Here is a 24,779-nt window from a genome sequence, read left to right on the forward strand (position 1 = left end):
CAGGTAGTACACGACGATCGGCAAGATGACCATGCCGATACGGCCGATCCACGTCGTCGCGTTCAGCGAGATATGGAACTTCAACGCGATGATGTCGTTCATCGCGGCCAGCGTCAGGATCATGTAGAACGAGATCGCCGCCGCGCCGATGGCGGTGCGGACCGGAGCGTCACGCGGACGCTGCAGCAGGTTGTGATGCGCATCGTCGCCGGTCAGCTTCTTCTCGATGAATGGGTACATGGTCAGCAGACCGAACACCACACCCATGATGATCGCGACCGCGAACACCGCGGGCACGGTGTGCCCGAAGATGTACAGCTCCCATGCGGGCCACAGACGGGCCAGGCCCTCTGTCCATTGCATGTAGAAGTCGGGCTGGCTGCCCGCCGAGACCTGCGAGGGCTTGTAGGGGCCCAGCAACCAGATGGGGTTGATCTGCAGCAGGCCACTCATCAGCGCCAGGATGGCGGTGGTGAAGGCGAAGAACGCTCCACCCTTGAGCGCGAACACCGGCAGGATGCGCACGCCGACGACATTGGTTTCCTTGGCGCCCGGTCCGGGGAACTGCGTGTGCTTCTGGTACCACACCAGCGCCAGGTGAACGGCGATGAGCGCCAGGATGATCGCGGGTATCAACAGGATGTGCAGCGCGTACATGCGCGGGATCCAGATGTTGCCGGGGAAGTCGCCGCCGAACAGCGCCCAGTGCATCCAAGTGCCGACGACCGGGATGCCCAAGGTGATCGAGGACATCGCGGCGCGCAGACCGATACCGGAGAGCAGGTCGTCGGGCAGCGAGTAGCCGAAGTAGCCCTCGAACATCGCCAGAATCAGCAGCAGCGAGCCGATGACCCAGTTGGCCTCGCGGGGGCGGCGGAATGCGCCGGTGAAGAAGATGCGGGCCAGGTGCACCATGATCGAGGCCGCGAACATCAGCGCCGCCCAGTGGTGGATCTGTCGCACGAAGAGGCCGCCGCGCACCTCGAAGCTGATGTTCAGCGCGGTCTCGTACGCCTTGGACATCTGCACACCGCGCAGCGGCTGGTAGACGCCGTTGTACGTGACCTCGGCCATCGACGGGTCGAAGAACAGCGTCAGGTACACGCCCGAGAGCAGCAGGATGATGAAGCTGTACAGCGCGATCTCACCGAGCATGAACGACCAGTGCGTGGGGAAGACCTTGTTGATCTGCCGCTTCATTCCGGCGGCGAGGTGATACCGAGAGTCCATCGCCTCGCCCTGGGCGGCGGCGATCTTGCCTATGCGAGAGGGTTTTTGGACGGTGTCCGTGGCTCGATCACTCATGATTTGCGCTCCCAGAATGCGGGTCCGACGGGTTCAACGAAGTCGCCATTGGCGACGAGGTATCCGTCCTTGTCGACGGTGATCGGCAGCTGTGCCAGCGCACGGGCAGCCGGCCCGAAGATGGGCTTGGCGAAGTGCAGTGCGTCGAACTGCGACTGGTGGCACGGGCACAGGATGCGGTAGGTCTGCTGCTCGAAAAGTGATGTGGGGCAACCCAGGTGCGAGCAGATCTTGGTGTACGCGAACAGGTCGCCGTAGTTGAAGCTTTCCTGTCCCTTGCGCTTGATCACCTTGCCCATGTCGCTGGGCCGCACCCGGATGATCATCACCGGGTTACGCACGCCCATGGCGATATGCGACAGCTTCTCGTGCGATTCGACGGTGGTGCCGTCGCCATCGGACTCGCGCCACGGGAACACGGTCTCCATGCCGCCGGCGTCGATGTCCTCGGGCCGGATCTTCAGCAGGATTTGGGAGCTGCTGCCCACGGCCCGGCCCAGGTAGATGGTTTCACCCTTGTACCGCGGGGTCCAGCCGCTGGTGAGCAGCACCGGCTGCTTGCCGTTGGCGGTCGGGACCACGGGGGCCCAGGGGTTCTTGATCAAGCCACCGATGAAGGCGACCGCGGTGCCGGCCCCCATGGCGCCGACGCCGAACCCGAGGGCCCGGATCACCATCTTGCGGCGGGGGAGTGTCGAGGTCTCCAGGGTGTCCTGCAGCTGCGCGACGATGGTCTTGCGGTCCACCTCGGACGAGCCCGGGCCGTCGTGGCGGTCCTGGATCGAGATCTCCTGGGGGACAAACTTCTTGGTGTAGAGCACCGCGCCGATACCCAGCGAGAGCACCGACAGGCCCAGGGTCAGGCCGTACAGCGGCGTCGCCAGGTTGTACATGGCGTTGCCCGGATCCCCGAACGGCTTGTACTCCCAAGGCCAGAACAGGAACACCCCGAGCAGGGCCAGACCGAACACACCACCGAGCGCGAACCACAGGGCGACTAGACGCTCGGCGCGCTTCTCGGCCTTGGTGCCCTCGACGGGCCAACGTGGTTCGCGGTAGACGATCTCGACACCGTCGAGGTTGGTGCCCAGCTTGACCAGCTCATCGCGGCTCATGGCCGCGAGCTGCTCGTCGGAGGGAATCTCTACTTTGGGATCGCCACTCACGCGCGCGCTCCAATCCACAGTGCCGCGGCAATGGCGGCGACGATGCCGATGATCCAAATGGCCATGCCCTCAGAAGCCGGGCCGAAGCCGCCCAGGCCGTAACCACCCGGGTCGGGGGTCTCGCTCGACGCCTTGACGTAGGCGACGATGTCCCGCTTCTCCTCGGGGGTCAGCTGACGGTCGGAGAACTTGGGCATGTTCTGTGGGCCGGTCAGCATGGCGGTGTAGATCTGCTGCTCATTGGCCGGGTCGAGCTCGGGGGCGAACTTGCCTGACGAGAGGGCGCCGCCGCGTCCGGTGAAGTTGTGGCAGGACGCGCAGTTCAACCGGAACAGATCGCCACCTCGAGCGATGTTGTTGCCGCGCAGCGACTCCTGAGCAATCGCGCCGTCGCCGTCGCGGATGACCTGGGGTCCGCCGCCATTGGCCTGGATGTAGGCACCGAGGGCGTCGGTCTGCTCCTCGTCGAAGATCGGGTCCTTGCGCTGGGCCTGGGCCTCGTTGCGCATCGCCGGCATACGGCCGGTGGACACCTGGAAGTAGACGGCCGCGTCACCCACGCCGATGAGGCTGGGGCCGCGGTCGGGCACACCCTGCAGGTTGGCGCCGTGACAGGTGATGCACGAGGTTTCGTACAGCTGCTTACCGGTGCGCAGCAGCGCCGACTTGTCTTCGTCGGCCACCGCGACCTGCGGGGTGGGCGTGAAGGTAGAGGCCAAGCCACCGGCAACCACCAGCGCGATCAGCAGCAGCAAACCTGCTGAGATGCGACGGCGGAACTTGCGGCGCGCGCGATTCTTGGCGGCTGTGTTGTTTACGGGCTCCACGCTCAACTGTGGGGCTCCCTTCACCGGGTTGGGCTTCGTCATGGGGCTGTCAGCGGACAAAGTAGATGGTGGCGAACAATGCGACCCACACGATGTCGACGAAGTGCCAGTAGTAGGACACGACGATCGCGGAGGTGGCCTGGGCCGGAGTGAACTTGCTCATCCGGGTGCGAATCAGGAGGTAGACGAATGCGACCAGACCGCCGATGACGTGCAGACCGTGGAAGCCGGTGGCCAGGTAGAAGGTTGAGCCATAGGCGCTGCTCGCGATGGTGGTGCCCTCGTGCACGAGGTTCATGTACTCGTAACCCTGTCCGAGGACGAAGAAGGTGCCCATGATGAGAGTGATGACGTACCAGCGGCGCAGTCCGAAAACATCGCCGCGCTCTGCAGCGAACACACCCATCTGACAGGTGAAGGATGAGGCGACCAGCACGGCGGTCACGGGGATGGCAAGACCCAAGTTCAGCTCGGTGGGCTCCGGCGGCCAGTTGCCGCCGGACTGCGCCCGGGCGGTGAAGTAGAACGCAAAGAGTCCAGCAAAGAACATCAACTCACTGGAAAGCCACACAATGGTGCCAACACTCACCATATTGGGCCGGTTCAGTGAATGAACCCGCTGGGTAATGGCGGTTCCCGCCGGCGATCCTGGGGCTGCTGCGGTCGTCACGTCGTAAGTATGACGCTTTGTAGTTGTCGAGAGCCACCCGGGTCCGACATTGATTTGTGACCGACTCCCGACAACGGGTGTGGCCTCTGATGAGAGTGGTGCCGGTGACCTGCGTCCGGCGTGTCGCGGCCCGCCTGGGAGGCATTTAGTCCTTTGTTGTCCGGATTGTCTCCATGGGACCATTTGCGGCGTGCTGGAACATTCCTGGCCCCAGGTACTGGGCGAGCTGACCAACCGTCGCGACCTGTCCGCGGGTCAAGCGGCCTGGGCCATGGACCAGATCATGACCGGCGCGGCCACCCCCGCTCAGATCGCGGCCTTCGGGGTGTCGATGCGGATGAAGCGCCCAACCTCCGATGAGGTCGGTGAGCTGGCCGACACCATGCTGTCGCACGCGATCGAGTTTCCGTCGGACGGACCGGATGGCCAGATCGGCGCGAACGCCGTGGACATCGTCGGCACCGGCGGTGACGGCGCGAACACGGTGAACCTGTCCACCATGGCGTCCATTGTGGTGGCGGCGTGCGGAGTGCCGGTGGTCAAGCACGGCAACCGGGCCGCGTCCTCACTGGCCGGTGGCGCCGACACGCTGGAGACGCTGGGCGTACGTATCGATCTGGGGCCCGAAGCGGTGATGCGCAGCGTTGCCGAGGTGGGGATCGGCTTCTGCTTCGCGCCGCATTTTCATCCGTCCTACAGGTATGCCTCTGTGGTGCGTCGCGAGATCGGTGTCCCCACGGTGTTCAATTTGCTTGGCCCGCTGACGAACCCGGCCCGTCCGCGGGCGGGCCTGATCGGCTGCGCGTTCGCCGATCTGGCGGAGGTGACGGCGGGTGTCTTCGCCGGCCGCGGATCCAGCGTGCTGGTGGTGCACGGTGACGACGGGCTCGACGAGCTGACCACCACCACGACCAGCACCATCTGGCGGGTTCAGGCGGGCACCGTCGACACGCTGCGGTTCGATCCGGCGGCGTTCGGTTTCGCGCGAGCCCGGCTCGAGGAGCTCGTCGGCGGCGATCCGGAGTTCAACGCCGCGGAGGTACGGGCGGTGCTCGGGGGTCGTACCGGTGCCGTCCGGGATGCGGTGGTGCTCAACGCCGCGGGCGCCATGGTTGCCCACGCCGGGCTGGCCAGCGACGCCCAATGGGTGCCTGCCTGGGAGGACGCGCTGACCCGGGTGTCCACCGCGATCGACTCCGGCGCAGCGGCCGCGCTGCTGGACAAGTGGATCGTCGTCAGCCAGCGGCTCGGGGCGCAGTAGAAAGTCCGGGCCTGATTAGCTCGGCCATGCCCCAGTCGTCACGGAGGACGGCGCTGGCCATGCGCGCGCTGCGTGCGGTCAAGGCCCAATCTCGCAGGGGCCCTGAACATCCCGTGGGCTCGGCATAACCGTCGGTCGAGGACACGATGCGTACCCCGGGCTCGGCCAGCCAACGGGTGATCAGTCCGGTCTCCTCGGGCGCGGCCCCGCCGAACGGTTCGGCAGACGGCAGCACCACCTGGGCCGACGCGGATGCGGCCGCCACCACCGGCATCGGGGGGACACTGCGGCGCGCGACCGCGGCACCGGCCAACTGACCATGTCGCATCACCGCGATCTGCCATCCGCCGTCACCGTCGGGACGCGCGGCGATCAGCTCCTCGATGCGCGCGAGGGCCTGCAGGCGGTGCTGACGGGTCAGTGCCTCGATGAGGGCGGCCGTCGCGTCACGTTGCCGCGCGGCGCTTTCATAGCGGCGCAGCGCACCGAGCTCGGCAACTCGGTCACACATGACGTGCAGCGGTTTTCCCTCGATGCCGTTGAGGACCGCCTGCGCGGTCATGAGGGCGTCCCCATATTCGGTGGCGTCCATGCCGGCGGGGGCCGGACACGGGGAGGCGGTGTCGTGCGGGTAGGACTGGCCGTTGCAGGCGGGACCGTGCCGCCCCGTGGCGCCGATACGCGCGGCACACGTACGCACGCCGGTGAACCGGGCCAGCGCCAGGGCGGCAGCCGTGGCATCACCCCGGGCACGAAACGGGCCCAGCATCCGGCGCCCGTTCGTGGTCCGGACCACGGCGAAACGGGGGAATGGTTCCTCGGTGAGCACCACCCACCACCAGCGATGCGGGAATCGCGACTTCCTGTTGTACGGCGGTGCGTGGGCACCCAGCAGTCGCAGCTCGCGAACCGCGGCCTCCAGCGGGTGCGCACACGTCACGTGGTCCACCGAGGTGGCGATGGTGACCATCTCGCGCATCCGGCCTCGCGGGTCCGCGCCGGTGAAGTACTGCTGCACCCGTCGGCGCAGGTTGACCGCGGTGCCCACGTACAGCACCTCGCCGGACGGCCCGCGAAACAGGTAAACGCCTGGGGCGTAAGGCATTCCATCGGCAAGTGAACGTTTGCCCCGCAAGGCGTTGGGCACTTGGGTGCGGTACCGGTGCAGCTCTGCCATGGTGTCGACGCCCTGGTTGCCCACCCGGCCGATCAAGGCATGCAGCACGTCGACGGTGGCCCGGGCGTCATCCAGGGCCCGGTGATTGGGGGTGGTCGATGCGCCGAGTAGCTGAGCCAGCGCGCCCAGGCTGACCCGTGGTGCCTCGTCGCGGGTCAGCACCCGGCGGGCCAGCCGGACCGTGCACAGCACCGTGGGCTGCGGCCAGTCGATCCCACACTGCCGCGCCGCTGCCTTGAGGAAACCGATATCGAAGCCGGCGTTATGTGCGACAAGTACTGCTCCGCGGGCGAATTCGAGAAACGTCGGCAGCACCTGTTCGATGGGCGGAGCGTCCACCAGCATGGCCGAGGTGATGCCTGTGAGGCGGACGATCTGCGGCGGCAGCGATCGCTTCGGGTCGACCAGGGTGGCCAGTTCTCCGAGCACCTCCCCACCGCGCACCTTGACCGCGCCGATCTCGGTGATCGCGTCGTTTTCCGCGCTTCCGCCGGTCGTCTCCAGGTCTACCACCACAAAGGTGGTGTCACGCAGTGCTTGTACCGACGGGGCTTGCGCCGACGACCCCGGTGAGGAGTGCACCTCATCGAAGGTCAGCTGAGTCATGACCTGACCGTATGACCCGGGACCGACATACCGGGGTCACGCCACGGGGGTACAGATCAACGCGAGCGCGTCGTTGGTGGTGTCGACGCCACGGTCGCCGATCGTCTCCTCGAGCCGGGACCGCAACACGCTGCGCGCGGCGGCATCCAGGGTGAGGTGATTGGAGTAGGTGAAGACCATGTCTAGGTACGCCTGTGTAGAGAAGTGCGGGCGGTCCAGGAAGTGCGAGTGGCGCACGTGGTAGCCCGATTTCTCGATGGTCGCCGAGACGGTGTCCTCGGTGTTGATGGAGGGGCGCTTGGTGGTGTCCATGAAATCGGCGTAGACGGTGTCCAGGTCCTGCTGGGTCGGGGAGGTGGGCACGATGCGGTTCCACACCAGTGCGAGGCGGCCTCCCGGGCGAAGCACGGTCAACACCTTCCGCAGCGCCGCGCTGGGCTCTACCCAGTGGAAAGACTGCGCGAAGAGCACGAGGTCGAATGTCCGGCCGGCCGGCTGCCAGTCCTCGAATGTGGCCACCTCGACGTCGATGCTCTTGGCGGCCGCGATCTGTGCCATGCGTGCGTCCGGTTCAACGGCCAGCACCTCCGCGCCGGCCGCGGCCAGTTGTGCTGCCGCGATCCCGGTTCCCGCTCCCACATCGAGGGCGCGGGTATGACCACCGGACACGAGCTCGTCGATCAGAGGTTGCGGGTACCGGGGGCGGTGACGGTCGTAGGCGTCGGCGGAGCCCCCAAACGATTCGGCCCGGCGGCGGTCGGTATGCGCTGGTTGCGACTGTTCCGTCATACCGCAAGGGTGCCAGGCGACGCCTACTTGTCGGTGGGCGCAGTTACCGTCCGCCTGAACCCGAAAGAAACGACTGATGGGAAAGGAGGAGCCATGCTTATCGATTGCGACGATTGCGCGATGCGCGGCCCGGGATGCGATGACTGCGTGGTCAGCGTGCTGCTGGGGGTGCCTCAGAGGCTTGCCGACGATGAACGTGCGGCGCTGGCTGTCCTGGCCGAGGCCGGGATGGCGCCCAGGCTGCGTCTGGTGCCGATTCAGCGCACCTACGACACGCCTGATTCGGCGAAGACGCCCGATGCCGGAGTCGCATAGGGCACACTCGAAACAGGTGCTTGATGGCCCACCCCGGGAACGGGGAGGAGAACCGACACTTACGCGACACTGACGTCGTTTCCCACTGCGGTGGACAACGTCGATGCCATTTCGTAACCTATCTGAGACCTATTGGCGCCGTAGTTCGCGGCGATCACATTGCAGTAAAGGGATGTTGTCTTGAGTGTCGGGCGTCTTCTTCGAAATCATTCGGATCGATCGACGCCCTCACCTCTCCGGCGCACGATGCTTGCAATGACTGCTGCCGCGCTGGTCGGCGGGGTATTTGCGGGTGGTCAGGTTGCGACTGCCGACCCCAACAACGACGCCGTGAAGAAGCTTAACGAGCTGTCTCGCCAGGCTGAGGCAACCTCCGAAGCAGCTAACTCGGCGAAGATTGATCTCGACGCCAAGCTGGCGGCTCAGCGTGATGCCGAGAAGGCGGTTCTCGCCGATGAGGCTGTCGCGAAGGCTGCGCGCATGGCGGTCTCCACGTACCAAGTTGACGTCAACAAGGCGATGGTCGCCGCGTACATGGGTGGTAACACCAGCGGCTACGGCGCCGTGCTGACCTCCAACTCTCCGCAGAACCTCATCGACCAGTTGTCGGTGCAGCGCACGGTGGGAACCGAGATGCGTAGCCGGATGGACAGCTACCGCGCCGCGCAGTCCTCGGCCGATGAAGCCGAGCGACGGTCCCGTGACGCCGTCGAGCAGGCCCGGGTGGCCGCCGAACAGGCCAAGAATGTTCGCGCCTCGCTGCAGGCCAAGCAGAGTCAGCTGCAGGTGCAGATCGCGGTCGTCAAGTCGCAGTACAACACCCTGAACCCCGGCCAGCGCGCTCAGCTGGCGGCACTGGCACCCGTGCCCCCGCCACCTCCGGCCGAGCCGGGCGAGGCCCCGGACGCTCCCGAGCCGCTGATGCAGGCTGCGGCTGCTGCGCCCGCACCGGAAGTCGCCGTCGGTGGTGGAGGTTCGGCCGTCGGTGCGAACGCCGTAGCCGCGGCGTTGACCCGGATCGGCGCGCCCTACTCGTGGGGCGGTTCCGGACCCAACGCCTTCGACTGCTCGGGCCTGGTGATGTGGGCCTACGGGCAGCAGGGTGTATCGCTGCCGCACTCCAGCCAGGCGCTCGCCCGTGGTGGCACGCCCGTGGCGCTGAGTGATCTGCAGCCGGGTGATGTCATCAACTTCTACGGAGACGCCTCACACACCGGTATCTATGTCGGCAACGGCATGATGGTGCACGCCTCCACCTATGGTGTTCCCGTCGCGGTCGCGCCGATCACCTCCTCCGGCCCGATCTACAACGCGCGCCGCTACTGAGCCGCGGCCGTCGCGCGCGGGTGTCCGGGGGAGCACGCTGGACATCGCTGCTCACGGTGGTTCTGCTGATTCTCTGCGGTTGTCGTGCACAGCCCGCCGCGCCGGCCACCGATGTGCGCGCAGCGATTCAGGCACTGCTGACGCGCTACTCCGCGAGCTTGCGCAGTGGTGATATCGCGGCACTGGATGCCGTCTTCGTTCCCGGCGGATCCCAGCAGGCGCAGCGGCGGCTGCAGAAGAACCTGTCGGGGCTGAAGACAGACACATTCGAGTATCGGCTGGCGGCCGACGTCCCGGCCGATCCTGTTGCACCGCACCAACAATGGACATTGGATGTGGCGCTGTTCTATGCGGTCAGCGGAGTGGACAAGGTTGCGGTCCGGCGCCCTGCCACCGTCGGGGTGCTGCACGATAACGACGCCTGGCGGTTGGTCGACGCCGGCGCGGTCGCGGTGCCGTGGCAGTTCGCGCCCGCAGTGGAGACGCGCAGCAGGATGGGGGACCGGGAGGTGGTGGTGCTCGGGCATCCGGGTTCGGCGGTGGCGCCACGTCTTGCCGGCGAGATCCCCGGAGCATTGACGGCGCTGTCGGAATTCTGGGGACCGTGGTGGCAGGCGGGAGTGCTGCTGGTCGCGGCAGATACAGACGCCGAATTCGCTGCTCTTGTCGGGGGCGAAGATACCGATGGAATAGCCGCCGCCGCCGTCGCCGACCGTGTCGAGAGCGGAGTCGCGGTGGGGCAACGGGTGATTTTTGCACCGGGCTCGGCAGGACTGCCACCGGATCAGTTCCGTGTGGTGCTGCGTCATGAGCTCTTCCATGCCGCCGCCCGTACGGTCACCGGCGATCACGCACCTCTCTGGTTGGTGGAGGGGGTGGCCGATTACAACGGGCGCCGCGGCAGCGGTACCCCCTTTCGGAACGCGGCACCCACACTGGCCAGTGCTCTTGCCGCGGGACGGATTCCGGACCATCTACCCACTGACGACGACCTCGGGAGTCCGGGAACGAAACGCACACAGGCGTACGAGGAGGCTTGGTCGGTGGCCCAGTACGTGGCCGAAACCTTCGGCGAACCGAAGCTGGTACAGCTGTACCGGTATGGGGCCGGCATCTCGCCGAGTACGGCGGGTGTGGCCATCCAGCAGGCATTGGGCATCGACGAGGCGACACTGGTAAGGCAGTGGCAGAGCTGGCTCGGCTCCCGTCCACTACGGTAGGCGTCGTGACATTTCAGCCTGGCGGCCCGAGGCGACGGATCCTGTTGGTCACCAACGATTTTCCGCCCAGGCCCGGGGGTATTCAGTCCTACCTGCAAGAGCTGGTGACCCACCTGGCCGGATCGCATGAGGTGACCGTCTATGCGCCGCGGTGGAAAGGATGCGAGCGATACGACGCCGCCGCCGACTATCAGGTGGTGCGGCACCCGACCTCGTTGATGCTTCCGAGCCCTGGTGTCCGCCAGCGCATGGTGGATCTCATCAGATCGCAGCACTCCGACGTGGTGTGGTTCGGCGCGGCCGCGCCATTGGCACTGTTGTCGTCGGCCGCCAAGGCGGCGGGAGCCGCCGTAACAGCCGCCAGCACGCACGGGCACGAGGTCGGCTGGTCGATGCTCCCGTTGGCACGGTCTGCCCTGCGGCAGATCGGCGAGAGCACCGATGTCATCACCTATGTCAGCCGCTACACACGCAGACGCTTCGCCGCGGCCTTCGGTCCGCGTGCGGCACTGGAACATCTGCCCTCCGGTGTTGACACCGGCCGGTTTCGCCCCGACCCCGCGGCACGCGAGGAGCTGCGCCACCGCTACGGGCTCGGCGAGCGGCCGACCATCGTGTGCGTCTCCCGGCTCGTTCCACGTAAGGGGCAAGACATGCTCATCGAGGCACTGCCGGCGATCCGGGAGCGCGTCGACGGCGCGGCGCTGGTGATCGTGGGCGGCGGTCCGTCCGCGGAGCCGTTGCGGGCGTTGGCCAGTCGAGTCGGTGTTGATGAGCATGTGGTGTTCACCGGCGGAGTGCCATGGGAGGAGCTACCTGCGCATCACGCGATGGGCGATGTCTTCGCGATGCCCTGCCGTACCCGCGGAGCGGGGCTCGACGTGGAGGGCTTGGGGATAGTGTTCCTGGAGGCGTCGGCGTGCGGTGTCCCGGTGGTCGCCGGAAACTCGGGGGGCGCACCGGAAACCGTGCGTGACGGCGAGACGGGGTTTGTCGTCGATGGCAGATCGGTACCCGCGATCACGGACGCCATCGTCCAGATCCTGTCCGATCCCGTGCGGGCCGCGGCTATGGGGGAGGCGGGGCGCACCTGGGTGACCGACAACTGGCGCTGGGATCACCAGGCCGCCCGGTTCGCCGAGTTGGTCAGCGGCTCCGCATAAGGTCCAGGGATGGGCGATCTACTCGGGTGACCCCGAGTAGATCGCGTCGATGTCTGCCGCGAACTTCTCGGCCACCACATTGCGCTTCACCTTGAGCGTCGGCGTCATCTCGCCGGTGGCTTCGGTGAAGTCAACCGGCAAGATCCGGAACTTCTTGATGGCTTCGGCATGGGAGACAACCTGATTGGCTGCCTTGACGGCGGTTTCGATCTCCGCGAGTAGATCGGGATCCTGGACCAGGTCGGCGACGGTGGCCTCGGCGGGCTTGCCATTACGCTGCTTCCAGCCGTCGATGGCTTCGGGGTCAATGGTGATGAGCGCACCGATGAACGGCTGCTTGTCGCCGACGGCCATCGCCTGACTGATCAACGGATGGGCGCGCAGCTGATCCTCCAGCACCGCGGGTGCGACGTTCTTACCGCCGGCGGTGACGATGATTTCCTTCTTGCGGCCGGTGATCGTGACGAACCCGTCCTCATCGATCGCGCCCAGGTCGCCGGTGTGGAACCAGCCGTCCACGATCGACTCGCTGGTGGCGGTCGGGTTGTTCCAGTACCCGCTGAACACGACGCCGCCGGACACCAGAAGTTCGCCGTCGTCGCCGAGCTTCACGGCGTTACCGGGCAACGGCCTACCGACACTGCCGATCTTGAGCCCACCGATCACGTTCACCGCGCAGGCTGCTGTCGTTTCGGTGAGCCCGTAGCCCTCGTAGATGGTCAGGCCGACGCCGCGGTAGAAGTGACCGAGTCGGGCACCCAGCGGCGCTCCACCGGAGATCGATGCCACGCATTCTCCGCCGAGTGCCGCGCGCAGCTTGCCGTATACGAGCTTGTCGAAGGCGGCGCGCTTGGCGCGCAACACGATGCCCGGTCCGCCGTTGTCCAGCGCCTGGCTGTACTCGACGGCGGTGTCGGCGGCGGCGTCGAAAATCTTTCCCTTGCCGTCGTTTTGGGCGTTCTGGCGAGCGGTGTTGTACACCTTTTCGAAGATGCGGGGGACGGAGACGATGAAGGTGGGCTTGAAGATCCCGAACGTTGGTACCAGCGTCTTGATGTCACTGGTGAATCCGACGCTGACCTTGGACTGGAAGCACGCCATCGCGATACCGCGCGCCAGTACGTGTGCCAGCGGCAGGAAGATCAGCGTCCGGCTGCCCTTCTGCAAGTAATCAGGGAAAACGGCACGCGCACCGCGGGTTTCGTACACCAGGTTGGAGTGGGTGAGCTGGCAGCCCTTGGGCCGGCCGGTGGTTCCCGAGGTGTAGATGAGAGTCGCGGGATCGCTGGCCTTGATGGCGCGGAGTCGGCCGCTGAGCTCGGCGGGGTCAACACTGGATCCAGCCTCGGCGAGCTCATCGAGAGCTGCGGGGGCGCTCGAACTGGCGATGTGAAACACGGTGTGCAGGTTGGGGAGTTCGGGTGCTAGTTCTTCGGCGATCTTGGCATGGGCATCGGTCTCCACGAACAGCGCCACCGCCGCGGAATCCTGCAGCACCCACCGGACCTGATCGGCCGAGGACGTCTCGTAGATGGGAACCGTGATGGCGCCGATCGACAGCACTGCGTAGTCGATGATCGTCCACTCGTATCGTGTCGCCGAGATCAGTGCCACGCGATCCCCGGGCGCCACGCCCTTGGCGATCAGACCGTTGGCCACCGCACGGATCTGCGCGGCGGCCTCCGCGTAGGTGACGGGCGTCCACGTGTCGTCGATGAGACGGGAGAATGCCGCCTGGTTGGGGTCTTCACGCTCGTAGTCGTAGACGGCATGAACAACCGATGCGTTGTCCTCGACAGTGAATGGGGCAGGAACGCTGAACTCTCGCACCTGCTCAGACTAGTCGTGGCCTCAGGATCGTCGAAGACGTTGCCGCATTTCCTTCGGCGGCGAGGCTTAAGCTAGTGCGCGATGAACAGCATTCAGGTCGCCGACCAGACCTTTATCGCCGCGGATCCCGCGGACATCGGCCGCGCCATCTCGAACCCTGCCGATTGGCGTCGTTGGTGGCCTGACCTGCAGCTCAATGTTGTCGAGGAGCGCGGAGAAAAGGGCATCCGCTGGACGGTTGCCGGGCCGCTCACCGGAACAATGGAGGTGTGGCTGGAGCCCGCGCTGGACGGGGCGATCCTGCACTACTTCCTGCACGCAGAGCCGACCGGAGCCAGCGCCGCACAGGTGGCCAAGCTGAATCTGGCCCAGCTCAATCACGCGCGTCGGGTCACCGGCAAGCGGTTCGCCTTCGGGGTCAAGCAGCGGCTCGAGGCAGGCCGGACAATCGGCGAATCGTGGGTGCCGCAGGCCTGATCAGGCGGCAGCGAGCACGACCAGCGGTATGGGGCGGGACGTCGCCCGCTGGTAGGCGCTGTAATGGCCAGAGTTGTTGGTGTCGGCTAACTTCCACAACCGCTCGTAATCCGTGTCGCCGGGCAGGAGTGCCGTCGCCCGGACGCGGCGCCGTTGCCGGCCCAATTGCACCTGTACCTCCGGGTGGGCCTTCAGGTTGTGGTACCAGGCAGGATTGCGCCGCGCGCCACCGTTAGAGGCCACGATGACGAGATTGTCGCCGTCTTTGGCATAGGTCAGCGAGTTGACGCGCTGTGCCCCGGTCTTGGCGCCGATGGAGGTCAGCAGCAGGTTGGGGGCCATTCCCGGAACGTGATGACCCAGATAGCCTTTCGATGCGATGTAGATGCTCTGGTGCACGCCGAGCACCTTCGCTACCAGACGGCTCATGGGCGTCTCTCCTTCGCGCAGCTGCGGCGAATTGCCAGGATGGGAGTATCCGAGCGCCAGGGAGAAGGGTACCGTCTGTCAGGTGGCTGAGAAGACTACCCAAACGATTGCCATCGATGCCGAACCCGGCAAAGTGATGGCGGTGATCGCCGATATCGGCGCCTACCCGGAATGGGTGTCGGAGTACAAGGAAACCGAGGTGCTCGACACCGACACCGAGGGCAGGGTCAAACGTGCCCGGTTGGTGCTGGACGCCGGTGTCCTCAAGGACACCCAGGTCCTGGAGTACGTGTGGTCTCCGGATGGCCGCAAGGTCACCTGGACCTTGGCGGAGAGTTCCCTCCTACGTTCGCTGGAAGGGACATACCTTTTGGCGCCCAAGGGGTCTGGTACCGAGGTGACGTATGAGCTCGCGGTCGACCTTCAAATTCCGATGATCGGAATGCTCAAGCGCAAGGCCGAACGCAAGATCACCGACTCCGCACTCAAGGATTTGAAGAAGCGAGTCGAATCTGACCGCTAGCGACGTCGGGGAGGATCTCGTGTCCCACCCCGCAGACGTCGCCCCCGATGTCCACGCGCCGTTGACAGCCACCATCGGCCTTTTCGTCGGCAAGGGGGGTGTGGGTAAGTCGACGCTGGCCGGTGCCACCGCGGTGCGCTACGCGCGCGCCGGGCAGCGGGTCCTCGCGGTGTCGACCGACCAAGCGCATTCCCTCGGCGACGTCTTCGGTGTCCGGGTGGATCCCACCCCGGGGGCTCATTGCGTACGGGTGATCGAGGACCCGTATGGGGGACAACTCGACGTGATGGCCCTGGATACCCTGGGGCTGCTGGAGCAGCGTTGGGGTGACATCGCCGCGACGATCGCCGAGCAGTATCCCGAATCGGACATCGGATCGCTTGCCCCCGAAGAGCTTTCCGCGCTGCCGGGTGTGCAGGAAATGCTTGGACTGCATGAGGTTCAACAACTCGCCGACACCGGCGAATGGGATGTCGTCGTCGTCGACTGTGCCTCGACAGCAGACGCGTTGCGCATGCTGACTCTGCCCGGAACCTTCGCGATGTATCTGGAACGGGCTTGGCCGCGGCATCGCCGACTCGGCGGTATCGGCACGCCTCGCGCCCAGATACTGGCCGAACTACTAGAACGCGTTGCGGCGTCGGCGGATCGGCTTGCGGGCTTGCTTTCGGACGCCGAACGGGTGGGGGCTCATCTGGTGCTGACTCCCGAACGGGTAGTGGTGGCCGAGGCCATTCGTACCGTGGGGGCGCTGGCGCTGATGGGTGTGCGCATCGATCAAGTGATCGTCAATCAGGTTCTCATTCAAGATGATTCGTACGAGTACCACAATCTGCCCGCGCATCCGGCATTCGACTGGTACATGCAGCGCATCGCCGATCAGGCCGCGGTGCTCGATGAGATGGGGGAGGCGATCGGGGACGTGGAGATGCTGTTGGTGCCGCATCTGCCGCGCGAGCCCATCGGGCCGGAGGCCCTGGGTGAACTGGCCGAGTCGGTCCGGCGGCGCGATGGGGCCAAGCCTCCGGCGCCGCTGGCCACCATTGTCGAGCGCGAATCCGGGTCCGGAGCGGACACCGTATATCTGTTACGGCTAGAGTTACCGCAGATCGATCCGGCCACGTTGAGCCTCGGCCGGGTGGGAGATGACCTGGTCATCGGTGCAAATGGGATGCGCCGGCGGGTCCGGCTGGCCTCCGTGCTGCGGCGCTGTGTGGTTGTCGATGCCCGGCTTGTCGGTGGCGAGCTGACCATACGGTTTAGAGCGGATCCGGAGGTGTGGCCTACGTGACGGGTACCCATCCGGAACTCGCCCCCGAACTGCGGGCGTTGGCCGCGTCGATCCTCGACAAGCTCGACCCGGCGCTGCGGCAGGCCGCTCGCGCTCCTGCCGACGGTGCGGCTCCCGGAAAGTGCAACCAGCTGTTCTGCCCGGTCTGTGCGTTGGCAGCCCTGGTGGAAGGTGAGCATCACCCGCTGTTGGCAACGATCGCCGAACACAGCCTCGCGCTGGTGATGGTGGTGCGGGCGATGTTGGAGGCCGAGGGCTCGGGGGGCCCTGACGATCCCGATGACGGCCCCGAGGGTGGTTATCGCAGTCCGTTCCCGGCCCCGCCGCCGAGCTCGCAATCGACTGGGTACCAACCCATCCCGGTCGACATCGACGAGTGACGAGCACCCGTGCCTGTTCTGGGACATGGCGTCCCATATTTCCGGGACCTTTGACACTCCACGGAGATTGGCCGTCGCCGAGGGTAAGCTCGGCGCCAGCCCCGTGCTGCTCATGGGGATCGGGAGAGGATGCGCGCGATGTTCTATTGGCTGCTGAAGTACATCTTCATGGGGCCGATCTTGCAGCTGATGGGCCGACCCAAGGTAGAAGGTCTGGAGAACATTCCATCGTCCGGGCCGGCGATCCTGGCCGGAAACCATCTCGCCGTGGTCGACAGTTTCTTCCTTCCGTTGGTCTCCACGCGCCGGGTGACCTTCCTGGCCAAGAGTGAGTACTTCACCGAGCCCGGATTCAAGGGCTGGCTCAAGAAGGTCTTCTTCGGCGGATCAGGACAGGTCCCGATCGATAGAACTAGCGCCGACGCCGCCGAGAACGCGCTGAGCACCGCCAAGCGGCTACTCGGCGAGGGCAAGCTGCTGGGCATCTACCCCGAAGGCACCCGCTCCCCGGACGGCCGTCTCTACAAGGGCAAGACGGGCCTGGCGCGCATGGCGCTGGCCACCGGGGTGCCCGTCATCCCGATCGCGATGGTCGGCACCAATGTGATGAACCCGCCGGGCACGGCGCGCTGGCACTTTTCCAAGGTCACCGTGAAAATCGGCAAGCCGCTGGATTTCTCCCGCTTCGACGGGATGGCCGGAAACCGCTTCATCGAGCGAGCGGTCATCGACGAGGTGATGTACGAGCTGATGCAGCTGTCCGGTCAGGAGTACGTCGACATTTACGCGGCGTCGCTCAAGGACAAGCCCGCGGAACCCCCGCAGCAACCCGACCGCATCCCGGAGAGCGCCGCCGGTTAATCGGGGTTCCGTGCATCGTCCCTGCATCTGAGGTAACACCTCGCCGTGGGGCGTGGGTCAGCTATCCGCGCCGGTACCGTTACTCTTGAGGCCACCCGCGGGAGAACTGAGAGATGCGAGGGCCGTGCCGAATTCAATAAACGAAACCGCCATCGCGGACGGCGGCTCCGTTCGTCGAGTTGCCAGATGGATCACGTGGGGTGGCCCGCTCGTCCTCGCTGTCGCCCTGCTGCTGCACGCGGTCGTCTTCATTCACTGGCCGACATACGCACTGCAGATCGACGTGTTGGTGTATCGATTCGGTGGCACACGCGTACTGGACGGACTGGACCTCTACTCGATCGGGCGCAACGGCGAGATCGACGATCTGCTGTTCACCTACACCCCGTTCGCGGCGCTGGTGTTCACCCCGCTGGCCTTCATCACCGATTTCACCGCGCAGATCCTGTCGCTCGTGGTTTTCCCGGCGCTGCTCGTCTACTCGGTGTGGCGCATGCTGGCCTGGCTGAATGTCTCCGCCAAGGCCGGGCTATGGGGGCTGCTGGCCCTGCTGGTCGGTCTGGTTTCGTGGCTGGAGCCGGTCCGGCTCTCCATCCAGCTTGGCCAGATCAATCTGTTGATCCTGGCGGTGGTCGTGACGGACCTCCTGGCGCCCAAACGGTGGAAGCTGGCCGGGATCGGTATCGGCATCGTGGCCGGCATCAAGCTGACCCCGATGATCTTCATCGTCTTCTTGTTCCTGGTGGGGCGGATTCGCGCGGCCGTCGTCGCGGCCATCACGCTGATCGCCACCATCGGTCTGGGCTTCATCTTCCTGCCGTCCGCCTCGCACTACTACTGGATGGACCGTGCCTTCGAGAAGATCAGCCGCATCACCCGCGATCCCACCGCGAGCACCAGCATCAGCGGGCTTTTTCTCAGATTGAACCTGTCGGCCGGAACGGCCACTGCACTGTCGGTGCTGGTGATCGTGGCGAGCCTGGTGGTCGCGGTCCTGGCCTACCGGCGCGATCAGCTGCTGCTGGCGATCTCGATCGTGGGCATGGCATCGGCTGCGGCCTCGCCGTTCAGCTGGAGCCATCACTGGGTGTGGTTCGTGCCATTGGTCGTTCATCTGGGCTACCGCGGCTACGTGCTGGGTAAACGGGCGTCCGCGATCACGATGTGGGCATTCTGTGCGGTGTTCGCGGCGTGGTTCACCAGCCTGAGCGGCAAGACGCCGGACTCCGGCGCGTTGACGTTACGACCCGGCGGCGTCCTGAACGATCTGATCCCCAGTCTGTATGTGTTCGTTCATCTCGGGGTGCTCGTGGCCAGCTGGATTTGGCTGCGGCGTGATCCGACGGACGTGAACGATGTTGTGCGCGAAGATGAGCCGACACAGGCCGATGAGCTGACGCCGGCTTCTCCGGCGCACAACTAGGCGGCCCGCGTGCGTTACTTCTACGACACCGAGTTCATCGACGATGGCCGCACCATCGAACTCATCTCCATCGGGATGGTGTGCGAAGACGGCCGTGAGTACTACGCCGTCTCCACCGCCTTCGACCCGCAGCAGGCGGGTCCGTGGGTGCGCCAGAACGTCCTGCCCAAACTGCCCGCGCTGTCGTCGCCGCTGTGGCGCTCACGCGGGCAGATTCGCGACGAGCTGGCCGAGTTCCTCGGACTGAACGGTGGCGGGCCGGCCGACCCGATCGAGCTGTGGGCCTGGGTGGGTGCCTATGACCACGTGGCGCTGTGTCAGCTGTGGGGGGCCATGACGGAGCTGCCGCAGCCGGTTCCCCGGTTCACCCTCGAACTCAAGCAGCTGTGGTACGAGCTGGGCCGCCCGGCGGTGCCGAAACGGCCCGCCGACTCACACGATGCCCTGGTTGATGCCCGCTACAACCTGGCCCGCTACCGCGCGATGGTTCCGCCGGGCTGATCACCGCGAATCCCGGGTGAAAATCCGCTGGTAAGGGGCGGTTAAGATGGGTACGTGAACTGGACAGTCGACGTCCCCATCGACCAATTGCCGGAGCTGCCGCCGCTCCCGGCCGATCTGCGTCAGCGCCTGGATGCCGCGCTCGCCAAACCTGCTGCTCAGCAGCCGAGCTGGCCCGCGAATCAGGCCGCCGCCATGCGGACCGTGCTGGAAAGCGTGCCCCCGATCACCGTCCCCGCGGAGATCCAGCGTTTGCAGGGCCAGCTGGCCCAGGTAGCACGTGGTGAGGCATTCCTGCTGCAGGGCGGAGACTGCGCCGAGACCTTCGCCGACAACACCGAGCCGCATATCCGGGCCAACATCCGCGCACTGCTGCAGATGGCGGTGGTGCTGACGTACGGATCGAGCATGCCGGTGGTGAAGCTGGCCCGTATCGCCGGCCAATACGCCAAGCCGCGCAGCTCCGACACCGACGCACTGGGGCTGCGGTCCTACCGCGGCGACATGGTGAACGGATTCGCCCCCGATGCGGCACTGCGTGAGCACGACCCGTCGCGTCTGGTGCGCGCCTACGCGAACGCCAGCGCCGCGATGAACCTGGTGCGCGCGGTAACCGGCTCGGGGATGGCCTCGCTGGCACTGGTGCACGACTGGAACCGCGAATTCGTCCGTACCTCACCTGCCGGTGCCCGGTATGAGGCACTGGCCTCCGAGATCGATCGCGGGCTGAAGTTCATGAGTGCCTGCGGTGTGGCGGATTCGAACCTGGACACCGCCGAGATCTACGCCAGCCACGAGGCGCTGGTGCTCGACTACGAGCGCGCCATGCTGCGTTTGTCAGAGGACGAGAACGGCGAGCCGGCACTGTACGACCTGTCGGCGCATTACCTGTGGATCGGAGATCGCACGCGGCAGCTCGATCACGCGCATGTGGCCTTCGCGGAGATCATCGCAAACCCGATCGGGATGAAGATCGGCCCGACCACCACGCCCGATCAGGCCGTCGAATACGTGGAACGTCTTGACCCGCACAACAAGCCGGGCCGCCTGACGTTCGTCTCGCGGATGGGCAACTCGAAGGTGCGCGATCTGCTTCCGCCGATCATCGAGAAGGTGCAGGCGACCGGACATCAGGTCGTTTGGCAGTGTGACCCGATGCACGGCAACACCCACGAGTCGCCCAGCGGTTACAAGACGCGGCACTTCGATCGGATCGTCGATGAGGTGCAGGGATACTTCGAGGTGCACAACGCGCTCGGCACGCACCCCGGTGGTATTCACGTCGAGATCACCGGTGAGAACGTCACCGAATGTCTCGGTGGGGCACAGGACATTTCGGATGACGATCTGGCCGGTCGTTACGAAACGGCGTGCGATCCGCGTCTGAACACCCAGCAGTCGCTGGAGCTGGCGTTCCTCGTCGCGGAGATGCTCAGGGACTAAAGCAGGTTGGTGATGTTGGCGCCCAGCGACCAACATCCCGCCGCCACCGAGGTGGTGATGATGAGGACGATCACCAGCCACATGAAGATCGCGCGGCGGCTCTGCTGACGCTCGTACCGGTACTCCGAGTCGTCGATATCGGCGAAGAACGCTGATTCGTCAGGGTCACTGTCGAATTCGGGATCGTATTGGGGATCGTAGGCGGGCACCGGGTCCATCATCCGCGTGGGATTGGGCACCTTGGGACGTGCCGAGACGCTGGGCCGTGGTGAGACACCCAGGGCCGCGGCGGCCGAGGCGGTGTCGGCGGCATCCGTTTTGCCGGGGGCGCTGAGATTGCCTGTGGTGCGTCCGCCGGTCTCGATCAGTCGGCTGCGGTAAAGCTGTTCGGCGACATGCTGTTTAGAATCCCGGGGTGCGGGGACGCGGAAGGTGGGCAGTTGCAGATCCGCGGCGATGGCGTCCAGCTCGGCGCCCATCTGAGCGGCGTCGGCGTAGCGCGCGTCCGGGTCGCGGGAGGTGGCGCGCAGCACCAGTTCGTCGAACTCTTCCGGAATGCCGTCGATGGCCTCACTGGGTGCCTGTACATCGCGATCGATGCGTTGATAGGCCAGGGCCAGCGGCGTATCCCCGGTGAACGGTGTTGAACCGGTGAGCAATTCGTACATCAGGATGCCCGCCGAATAGACATCGCTGCGTGGGCCGGCCGAGCCGGTGCGCACCTGCTCGGGAGACAGGTACGCGGCCGTGCCCAAGATCACGCTGGTCGAGGTGATTCCGGCCTCGGCGACGGCACGCACCAGCCCGAAATCGGCGAGCTTGACCTCGCCGTCGTCAGAAATCAGCACGTTCTCGGGTTTGACGTCGCGGTGCACCAGTCCCGATCGGTGTGCGACCGCCAAGCCGCCGAGCAGCGGATTGAACACCGCCGCCACGGCATGGGGCGGCATGGGGCCACGTTCGCGCAACAACTCGCGCAGGGTGCCGCCGTCGATCAGCTCCATCACCAGGAAGGGGTGCTTACCGTCCATGCCCTGATCGAACACGGCCACCAGCCCTGGGTGGCGCAATCGTGCGACGGCCCGGGCTTCGAGCCGGAACCGTGCCAGAAACCCCGTGTCGGAGGCGTAGCGGCTGTCCATCACCTTCACGGCGACCGGACGGTCCAACCGGGTATCCAGCCCCCGGTACACGGTCGACATGCCGCCTGTCGCAATCGGCGCCTCAATGCGGTACCGACTATCGAGCACCGTCCCGATCATCGGATCGTGGCGGTGGGTCGGGGTCTTGGGCGATGTCATCGCATCGATGGTATCCAGTGATGCGGGAGTGCCCTGGCGTCAACGCCGCTTGTCGAGCATTTCGCGGACGGAGTTGAGCGTCGGCCCGGCGCCCGAGAACAGCATGGTCCGCCATTGACGGTGCAGGGCAATGGCCGGGTCGAACCGGCTGTACGTGACGCGCAGCCGGGTGCCGCCGGGCTCCGGGAGCAGGTTCCAGCGGGAGGTCACTTCGATTCCCGGGGCGGTCAACACCTGTTCGATGTGCTCGTGAGGCACCACGCTGGTGTAGGTGGTCCGCAGCACGCCATCGAAGCCGACGGCGGGCTGCGGATGGGTGATCAGGACGCGTGTCTCGCCGACCTCGACGGGTGCGTCGTTGACCTCTTTCACCTGTGAAGCGGTGAGCTCTAGGGAAACGAGAACATCCCAGACCTTCTCGACGGGGTAGGGGTAGTACTCGCTGTGGGTGACCGATGTCGGATCGCCGGAACTCGTCACGGTCCGAAGGTTACGCGCGTCACCACACCCGGAGGACGCTTTTGGGCGACGGTGGCGTGCGAGGCGACTAGCGTCATTCGTTATGAGCGCCATTCCATACGTTGCCGACACTCTCGACGCCGACGAGCCGCTGTTCTCCCTCAAAGAGGTGGCCACGCGCCTGCGGGTACCGGTTTCCAAGGTTCAGCAGTACTTGCGCGACGGTGAACTCATCGCAGTGCGACGCGATGGCGAAATCAAGGTTCCCGTCATCTTTTTCAGCCCCGAAGGCCCTGTGGTGAAGCATCTGTTCGGGCTGCTCTCGGTGCTGCGGGACGGGGGATATCACGAGCCCGAAATCATGCGTTGGCTGTTCACCGGTGACGAGTCGCTCACTGTGACCCGTGACGGCACCACCGAACGAATCGAGGCGGCCCGCCCGGTCGATGCGCTGCATGGTCACCAGGCCCGCGAGGTGCTGCGGCGGGCGCAGGCGATGGCCTACTAGTACTCGCGGGGATCGCGAGCTTCCGGCGCGGTGTTGATCATCCGCCAGGCGATGGCAGCGCAGGTTGCCGCGATCAGTACATGTATCCACACGTACATGCCGTGGGAGCCATCGGGTTTGAAGATCACCATGATCCAGGTAGAGAACCCGGCGATGGCTGCGATCGCGATGCGTGATTGCAGCAGCGGCGCTGCGATGGCCAGCGGCCAGGTGTAGTACCAGGGGAGTGCCGCCGGTGCCATGAGCACCACGATCACCATGGCCCACAGGATCCCGAACATTGCGTCGCGATCGTTGTGTCGGTGCCGCCACCACACCACGGGCAGGCTGACCGCGATCACCATGACCCCGATGATGCGGGTGATCTCCAGAAGAGCATCGAAATTTACGGTCACGAAAAGACCGGCGACGACGTTGATGATGTTGGCGACGGCGGTCGGCACTGTCAGCCAGTTGATGATCTTCACCGAACCGGCCAGGGCGGTCAGCCATCCCAGGCCGACGCCGGCGATCCAGGACAACAGCGCGAACACCGCGACAACGACGGACACCGAGGCTGCCGATGCCATCGCGAACGCGGTCACCGGGTGGCGCTGTGGGGAGTCCGCATCGGCGTTCTCGACCAGACGACGCATCCAGATCCACACCAGGAAAGGCAACGCAAGACCCGCGGTGGCCTTGACAGCCACCGCTAACGCGACCACCGATATGCCCCAAACATGGTGGCGCTCAAGGACGAGGGCAATGCCTGCCATCATCAGGCCGACCATCAGCATCTCGTTGTGTACACCGCCCATCAGATGGATGATCACCAGCGGGTTGAGCACACAGATCCACAATGCCTTGCTGGCGTTGGCCGAAAGGCAGCGGGCGACTCGAGGGGTGGCCCACACCAGCAGCGCCAATCCGGGCAGCATGAACAGGCGCAGCAGCATGGTTCCGGCCACCACATCATCACCGACGATCTGAGTGACAAATCGTGCGATGAGGATGAACAGTGGTCCATACGGCGCGGTGGTGGTGGACCAGATCGGACTGACGTTCTCTAGCAACGCGTTCGGGTTTTCGACCGGGCCCACCAGATAGGGATCGAATCCGTCGCGTAGCAACGCGCCCTGCGCCAGATAGGAGTAGGCATCCCGACTGAACACCGGAACCGAGGCGAGCAGTGGCAGCAGCCAGCACGGAATGACGACCAGGAGGGACTCTTTGGTCACCTTGCCCGCGATCACGTGGCGGCCCAGCCCGAGCCACGCCAGCAGCATGAGGACCACTCCGAGCCACATGCAGATCGAGGACACCACCAACCCGTGGCCGAAACGCAACCAGGACAGCCCAACCGATTCCAGCAGCGGGTCGTGCTGCCGGGTGCTACCCGCACCCAGTCCGCCGATGGCGATGAGGATGGCGCCACCGAATCCGGTGACTGCCGCGCGGCCGGCGGGGGACCTCAGGAAGGCTGCTGTCCACCCGGCACCCGGATCGAGTACCGCAGGTGCCGGTTCAGGGTTCGGTTCCAGGGGAGGCT

General features: G+C 65.6%; 25 protein-coding genes. 14 read left to right on the forward strand and 11 right to left on the reverse strand.

Annotated elements, in window-relative coordinates; genetic code table 11:
- The 4 genes from AOT83_RS17235 to AOT83_RS17250 form a co-directional block, all read right to left on the reverse strand.
- On the reverse strand, positions 1-1,305 hold a 1,305-nt coding region (locus AOT83_RS17235), incomplete at its 3' end, for a cytochrome bc complex cytochrome b subunit (protein WP_057964656.1).
- Positions 1,302-2,471 carry a ubiquinol-cytochrome c reductase iron-sulfur subunit gene (locus AOT83_RS17240; protein ID WP_030095462.1) on the reverse strand — a complete coding sequence of 390 codons (1,170 nt, stop codon included), beginning with the start codon at positions 2,469-2,471 and terminating at the stop codon, positions 1,302-1,304. The genes AOT83_RS17235 and AOT83_RS17240, both read right to left, overlap by 4 nt.
- A complete protein-coding gene (locus AOT83_RS17245) occupies positions 2,468-3,340 on the reverse strand; it encodes a cytochrome c (RefSeq protein WP_030095463.1) in 873 nt (290 codons plus the stop codon). The genes AOT83_RS17240 and AOT83_RS17245 overlap by 4 nt, the downstream gene beginning before the upstream one ends.
- 7 nt (positions 3,341-3,347) lie before the next feature.
- On the reverse strand, positions 3,348-3,968 hold the full coding sequence (locus tag AOT83_RS17250) for a heme-copper oxidase subunit III (protein WP_044104423.1): 621 nt from the start codon (positions 3,966-3,968) through the stop codon (positions 3,348-3,350).
- A gap of 190 nt (positions 3,969-4,158) precedes the next feature.
- Here AOT83_RS17250 and trpD point away from each other — a divergent pair, with 190 nt between their 5' ends.
- A complete protein-coding gene (gene trpD / locus AOT83_RS17255; RefSeq protein WP_030095465.1) occupies positions 4,159-5,229 on the forward strand; it encodes an anthranilate phosphoribosyltransferase in 1,071 nt (356 codons plus the stop codon).
- Here trpD and AOT83_RS17260 read toward each other — a convergent pair.
- Together AOT83_RS17260 and AOT83_RS17265 are read right to left on the reverse strand one after the other, a co-directional pair.
- Positions 5,204-7,012 carry a DEDD exonuclease domain-containing protein gene (locus AOT83_RS17260; RefSeq protein ID WP_057964657.1) on the reverse strand — a complete coding sequence of 603 codons (1,809 nt, stop codon included), beginning with the start codon at positions 7,010-7,012 and terminating at the stop codon, positions 5,204-5,206. The two genes, trpD and AOT83_RS17260, sit on opposite strands and share 26 nt — an antisense overlap.
- A gap of 36 nt (positions 7,013-7,048) precedes the next feature.
- Positions 7,049-7,801 carry a class I SAM-dependent methyltransferase gene (locus AOT83_RS17265; protein WP_030095467.1) on the reverse strand — a complete coding sequence of 251 codons (753 nt, stop codon included), beginning with the start codon at positions 7,799-7,801 and terminating at the stop codon, positions 7,049-7,051.
- Between the two features lie 93 nt (positions 7,802-7,894).
- Here AOT83_RS17265 and AOT83_RS17270 point away from each other — a divergent pair, with 93 nt between their 5' ends.
- The 4 genes from AOT83_RS17270 (at position 7,895) to AOT83_RS17285 (ending at position 11,825) form a co-directional block, all read left to right on the forward strand.
- Positions 7,895-8,116 carry a hypothetical protein gene (locus AOT83_RS17270; RefSeq protein WP_030095468.1) on the forward strand — a complete coding sequence of 74 codons (222 nt, stop codon included), beginning with the start codon at positions 7,895-7,897 and terminating at the stop codon, positions 8,114-8,116.
- 246 nt (positions 8,117-8,362) lie between these two features.
- Positions 8,363-9,442 (forward strand): peptidoglycan hydrolase RipC, encoded by a 1,080-nt coding sequence (ripC, locus tag AOT83_RS17275; RefSeq protein ID WP_057964658.1) that lies wholly within the window; start codon positions 8,363-8,365, stop codon positions 9,440-9,442.
- Between the two features lie 65 nt (positions 9,443-9,507).
- Positions 9,508-10,662: a hypothetical protein gene (locus AOT83_RS17280; RefSeq protein ID WP_057964749.1), complete on the forward strand. Its 1,155-nt coding sequence runs from the start codon at positions 9,508-9,510 to the stop codon at positions 10,660-10,662.
- Between the two features lie 5 nt (positions 10,663-10,667).
- Entirely contained in the window at positions 10,668-11,825 is a 1,158-nt protein-coding gene (locus AOT83_RS17285) for a glycosyltransferase family 4 protein (protein WP_057964659.1), read from the forward strand.
- Positions 11,826-11,843: 18 nt separating this feature from the next.
- Here the strand turns inward: AOT83_RS17285 and AOT83_RS17290 are convergent, their stop codons facing one another.
- Complete coding sequence (locus AOT83_RS17290) at positions 11,844-13,655, reverse strand: long-chain fatty acid--CoA ligase (RefSeq protein WP_057964660.1); 1,812 nt, start codon at positions 13,653-13,655, stop codon at positions 11,844-11,846.
- Positions 13,656-13,736: 81 nt separating this feature from the next.
- Between AOT83_RS17290 and AOT83_RS17295 the strand changes: the two genes are divergently transcribed.
- Complete coding sequence (locus AOT83_RS17295) at positions 13,737-14,132, forward strand: hypothetical protein (RefSeq protein ID WP_030095473.1); 396 nt, start codon at positions 13,737-13,739, stop codon at positions 14,130-14,132.
- Here the strand turns inward: AOT83_RS17295 and AOT83_RS17300 are convergent, their stop codons facing one another.
- Positions 14,133-14,561, reverse strand: a complete 429-nt coding sequence (locus AOT83_RS17300) for a nitroreductase family deazaflavin-dependent oxidoreductase (RefSeq protein ID WP_030095474.1) — start codon at positions 14,559-14,561, stop codon at positions 14,133-14,135.
- A gap of 82 nt (positions 14,562-14,643) precedes the next feature.
- On the opposite strand from AOT83_RS17300, the gene AOT83_RS17305 reads away from it, so the two are divergent.
- The 7 genes from AOT83_RS17305 to AOT83_RS17335 all read left to right on the forward strand — a co-directional run bounded on the left by AOT83_RS17305 (position 14,644) and on the right by AOT83_RS17335 (position 20,983).
- Positions 14,644-15,084, forward strand: a complete 441-nt coding sequence (locus AOT83_RS17305; RefSeq protein WP_057964661.1) for an SRPBCC family protein — start codon at positions 14,644-14,646, stop codon at positions 15,082-15,084.
- A 19-nt stretch (positions 15,085-15,103) separates the two neighbouring features.
- Positions 15,104-16,375, forward strand: a complete 1,272-nt coding sequence (locus AOT83_RS17310) for an ArsA family ATPase (protein ID WP_075907650.1) — start codon at positions 15,104-15,106, stop codon at positions 16,373-16,375.
- Positions 16,372-16,755, forward strand: a complete 384-nt coding sequence (locus AOT83_RS17315) for a hypothetical protein (protein WP_030095477.1) — start codon at positions 16,372-16,374, stop codon at positions 16,753-16,755. Before AOT83_RS17310 ends, AOT83_RS17315 begins: the two co-directional genes overlap by 4 nt.
- A 138-nt stretch (positions 16,756-16,893) precedes the next feature.
- Positions 16,894-17,616 carry a lysophospholipid acyltransferase family protein gene (locus AOT83_RS17320; protein ID WP_030095478.1) on the forward strand — a complete coding sequence of 241 codons (723 nt, stop codon included), beginning with the start codon at positions 16,894-16,896 and terminating at the stop codon, positions 17,614-17,616.
- Positions 17,617-17,740: 124 nt separating this feature from the next.
- On the forward strand, positions 17,741-19,039 hold the full coding sequence (locus AOT83_RS17325; RefSeq protein WP_057964662.1) for a glycosyltransferase 87 family protein: 1,299 nt from the start codon (positions 17,741-17,743) through the stop codon (positions 19,037-19,039).
- 9 nt (positions 19,040-19,048) lie between these two features.
- A complete protein-coding gene (locus tag AOT83_RS17330) occupies positions 19,049-19,540 on the forward strand; it encodes a polyadenylate-specific 3'-exoribonuclease AS (RefSeq protein WP_046253403.1) in 492 nt (163 codons plus the stop codon).
- Between the two features lie 54 nt (positions 19,541-19,594).
- Positions 19,595-20,983, forward strand: a complete 1,389-nt coding sequence (locus tag AOT83_RS17335; protein WP_030095481.1) for a 3-deoxy-7-phosphoheptulonate synthase class II — start codon at positions 19,595-19,597, stop codon at positions 20,981-20,983.
- On the opposite strand, the gene AOT83_RS17340 is transcribed toward AOT83_RS17335, so the two are convergent.
- Entirely contained in the window at positions 20,980-22,284 is a 1,305-nt protein-coding gene (locus AOT83_RS17340; RefSeq protein WP_070918071.1) for a protein kinase, read from the reverse strand. The two genes, AOT83_RS17335 and AOT83_RS17340, sit on opposite strands and share 4 nt — an antisense overlap.
- 39 nt (positions 22,285-22,323) lie before the next feature.
- Positions 22,324-22,764 carry an SRPBCC domain-containing protein gene (locus tag AOT83_RS17345; RefSeq protein WP_030095483.1) on the reverse strand — a complete coding sequence of 147 codons (441 nt, stop codon included), beginning with the start codon at positions 22,762-22,764 and terminating at the stop codon, positions 22,324-22,326.
- Between the two features lie 82 nt (positions 22,765-22,846).
- Here AOT83_RS17345 and AOT83_RS17350 point away from each other — a divergent pair, with 82 nt between their 5' ends.
- On the forward strand, positions 22,847-23,251 hold the full coding sequence (locus tag AOT83_RS17350; RefSeq protein WP_030095484.1) for an Rv2175c family DNA-binding protein: 405 nt from the start codon (positions 22,847-22,849) through the stop codon (positions 23,249-23,251).
- Here AOT83_RS17350 and AOT83_RS17355 read toward each other — a convergent pair.
- The gene (locus AOT83_RS17355; RefSeq protein WP_057964752.1) at positions 23,248-24,771 is read right to left on the reverse strand and encodes an alpha-(1->6)-mannopyranosyltransferase A; all 1,524 of its coding nucleotides are present in this window, start codon (positions 24,769-24,771) and stop codon (positions 23,248-23,250) included. The genes AOT83_RS17350 and AOT83_RS17355 overlap by 4 nt on opposite strands.
- Positions 24,772-24,779 lie beyond the last annotated feature (8 nt).

Source organism: Mycobacteroides sp. H001 (genome assembly GCF_001440005.1).
GTDB classification, from domain to species: Bacteria; Actinomycetota; Actinomycetes; order Mycobacteriales; family Mycobacteriaceae; genus Mycobacterium; species Mycobacterium gwanakae.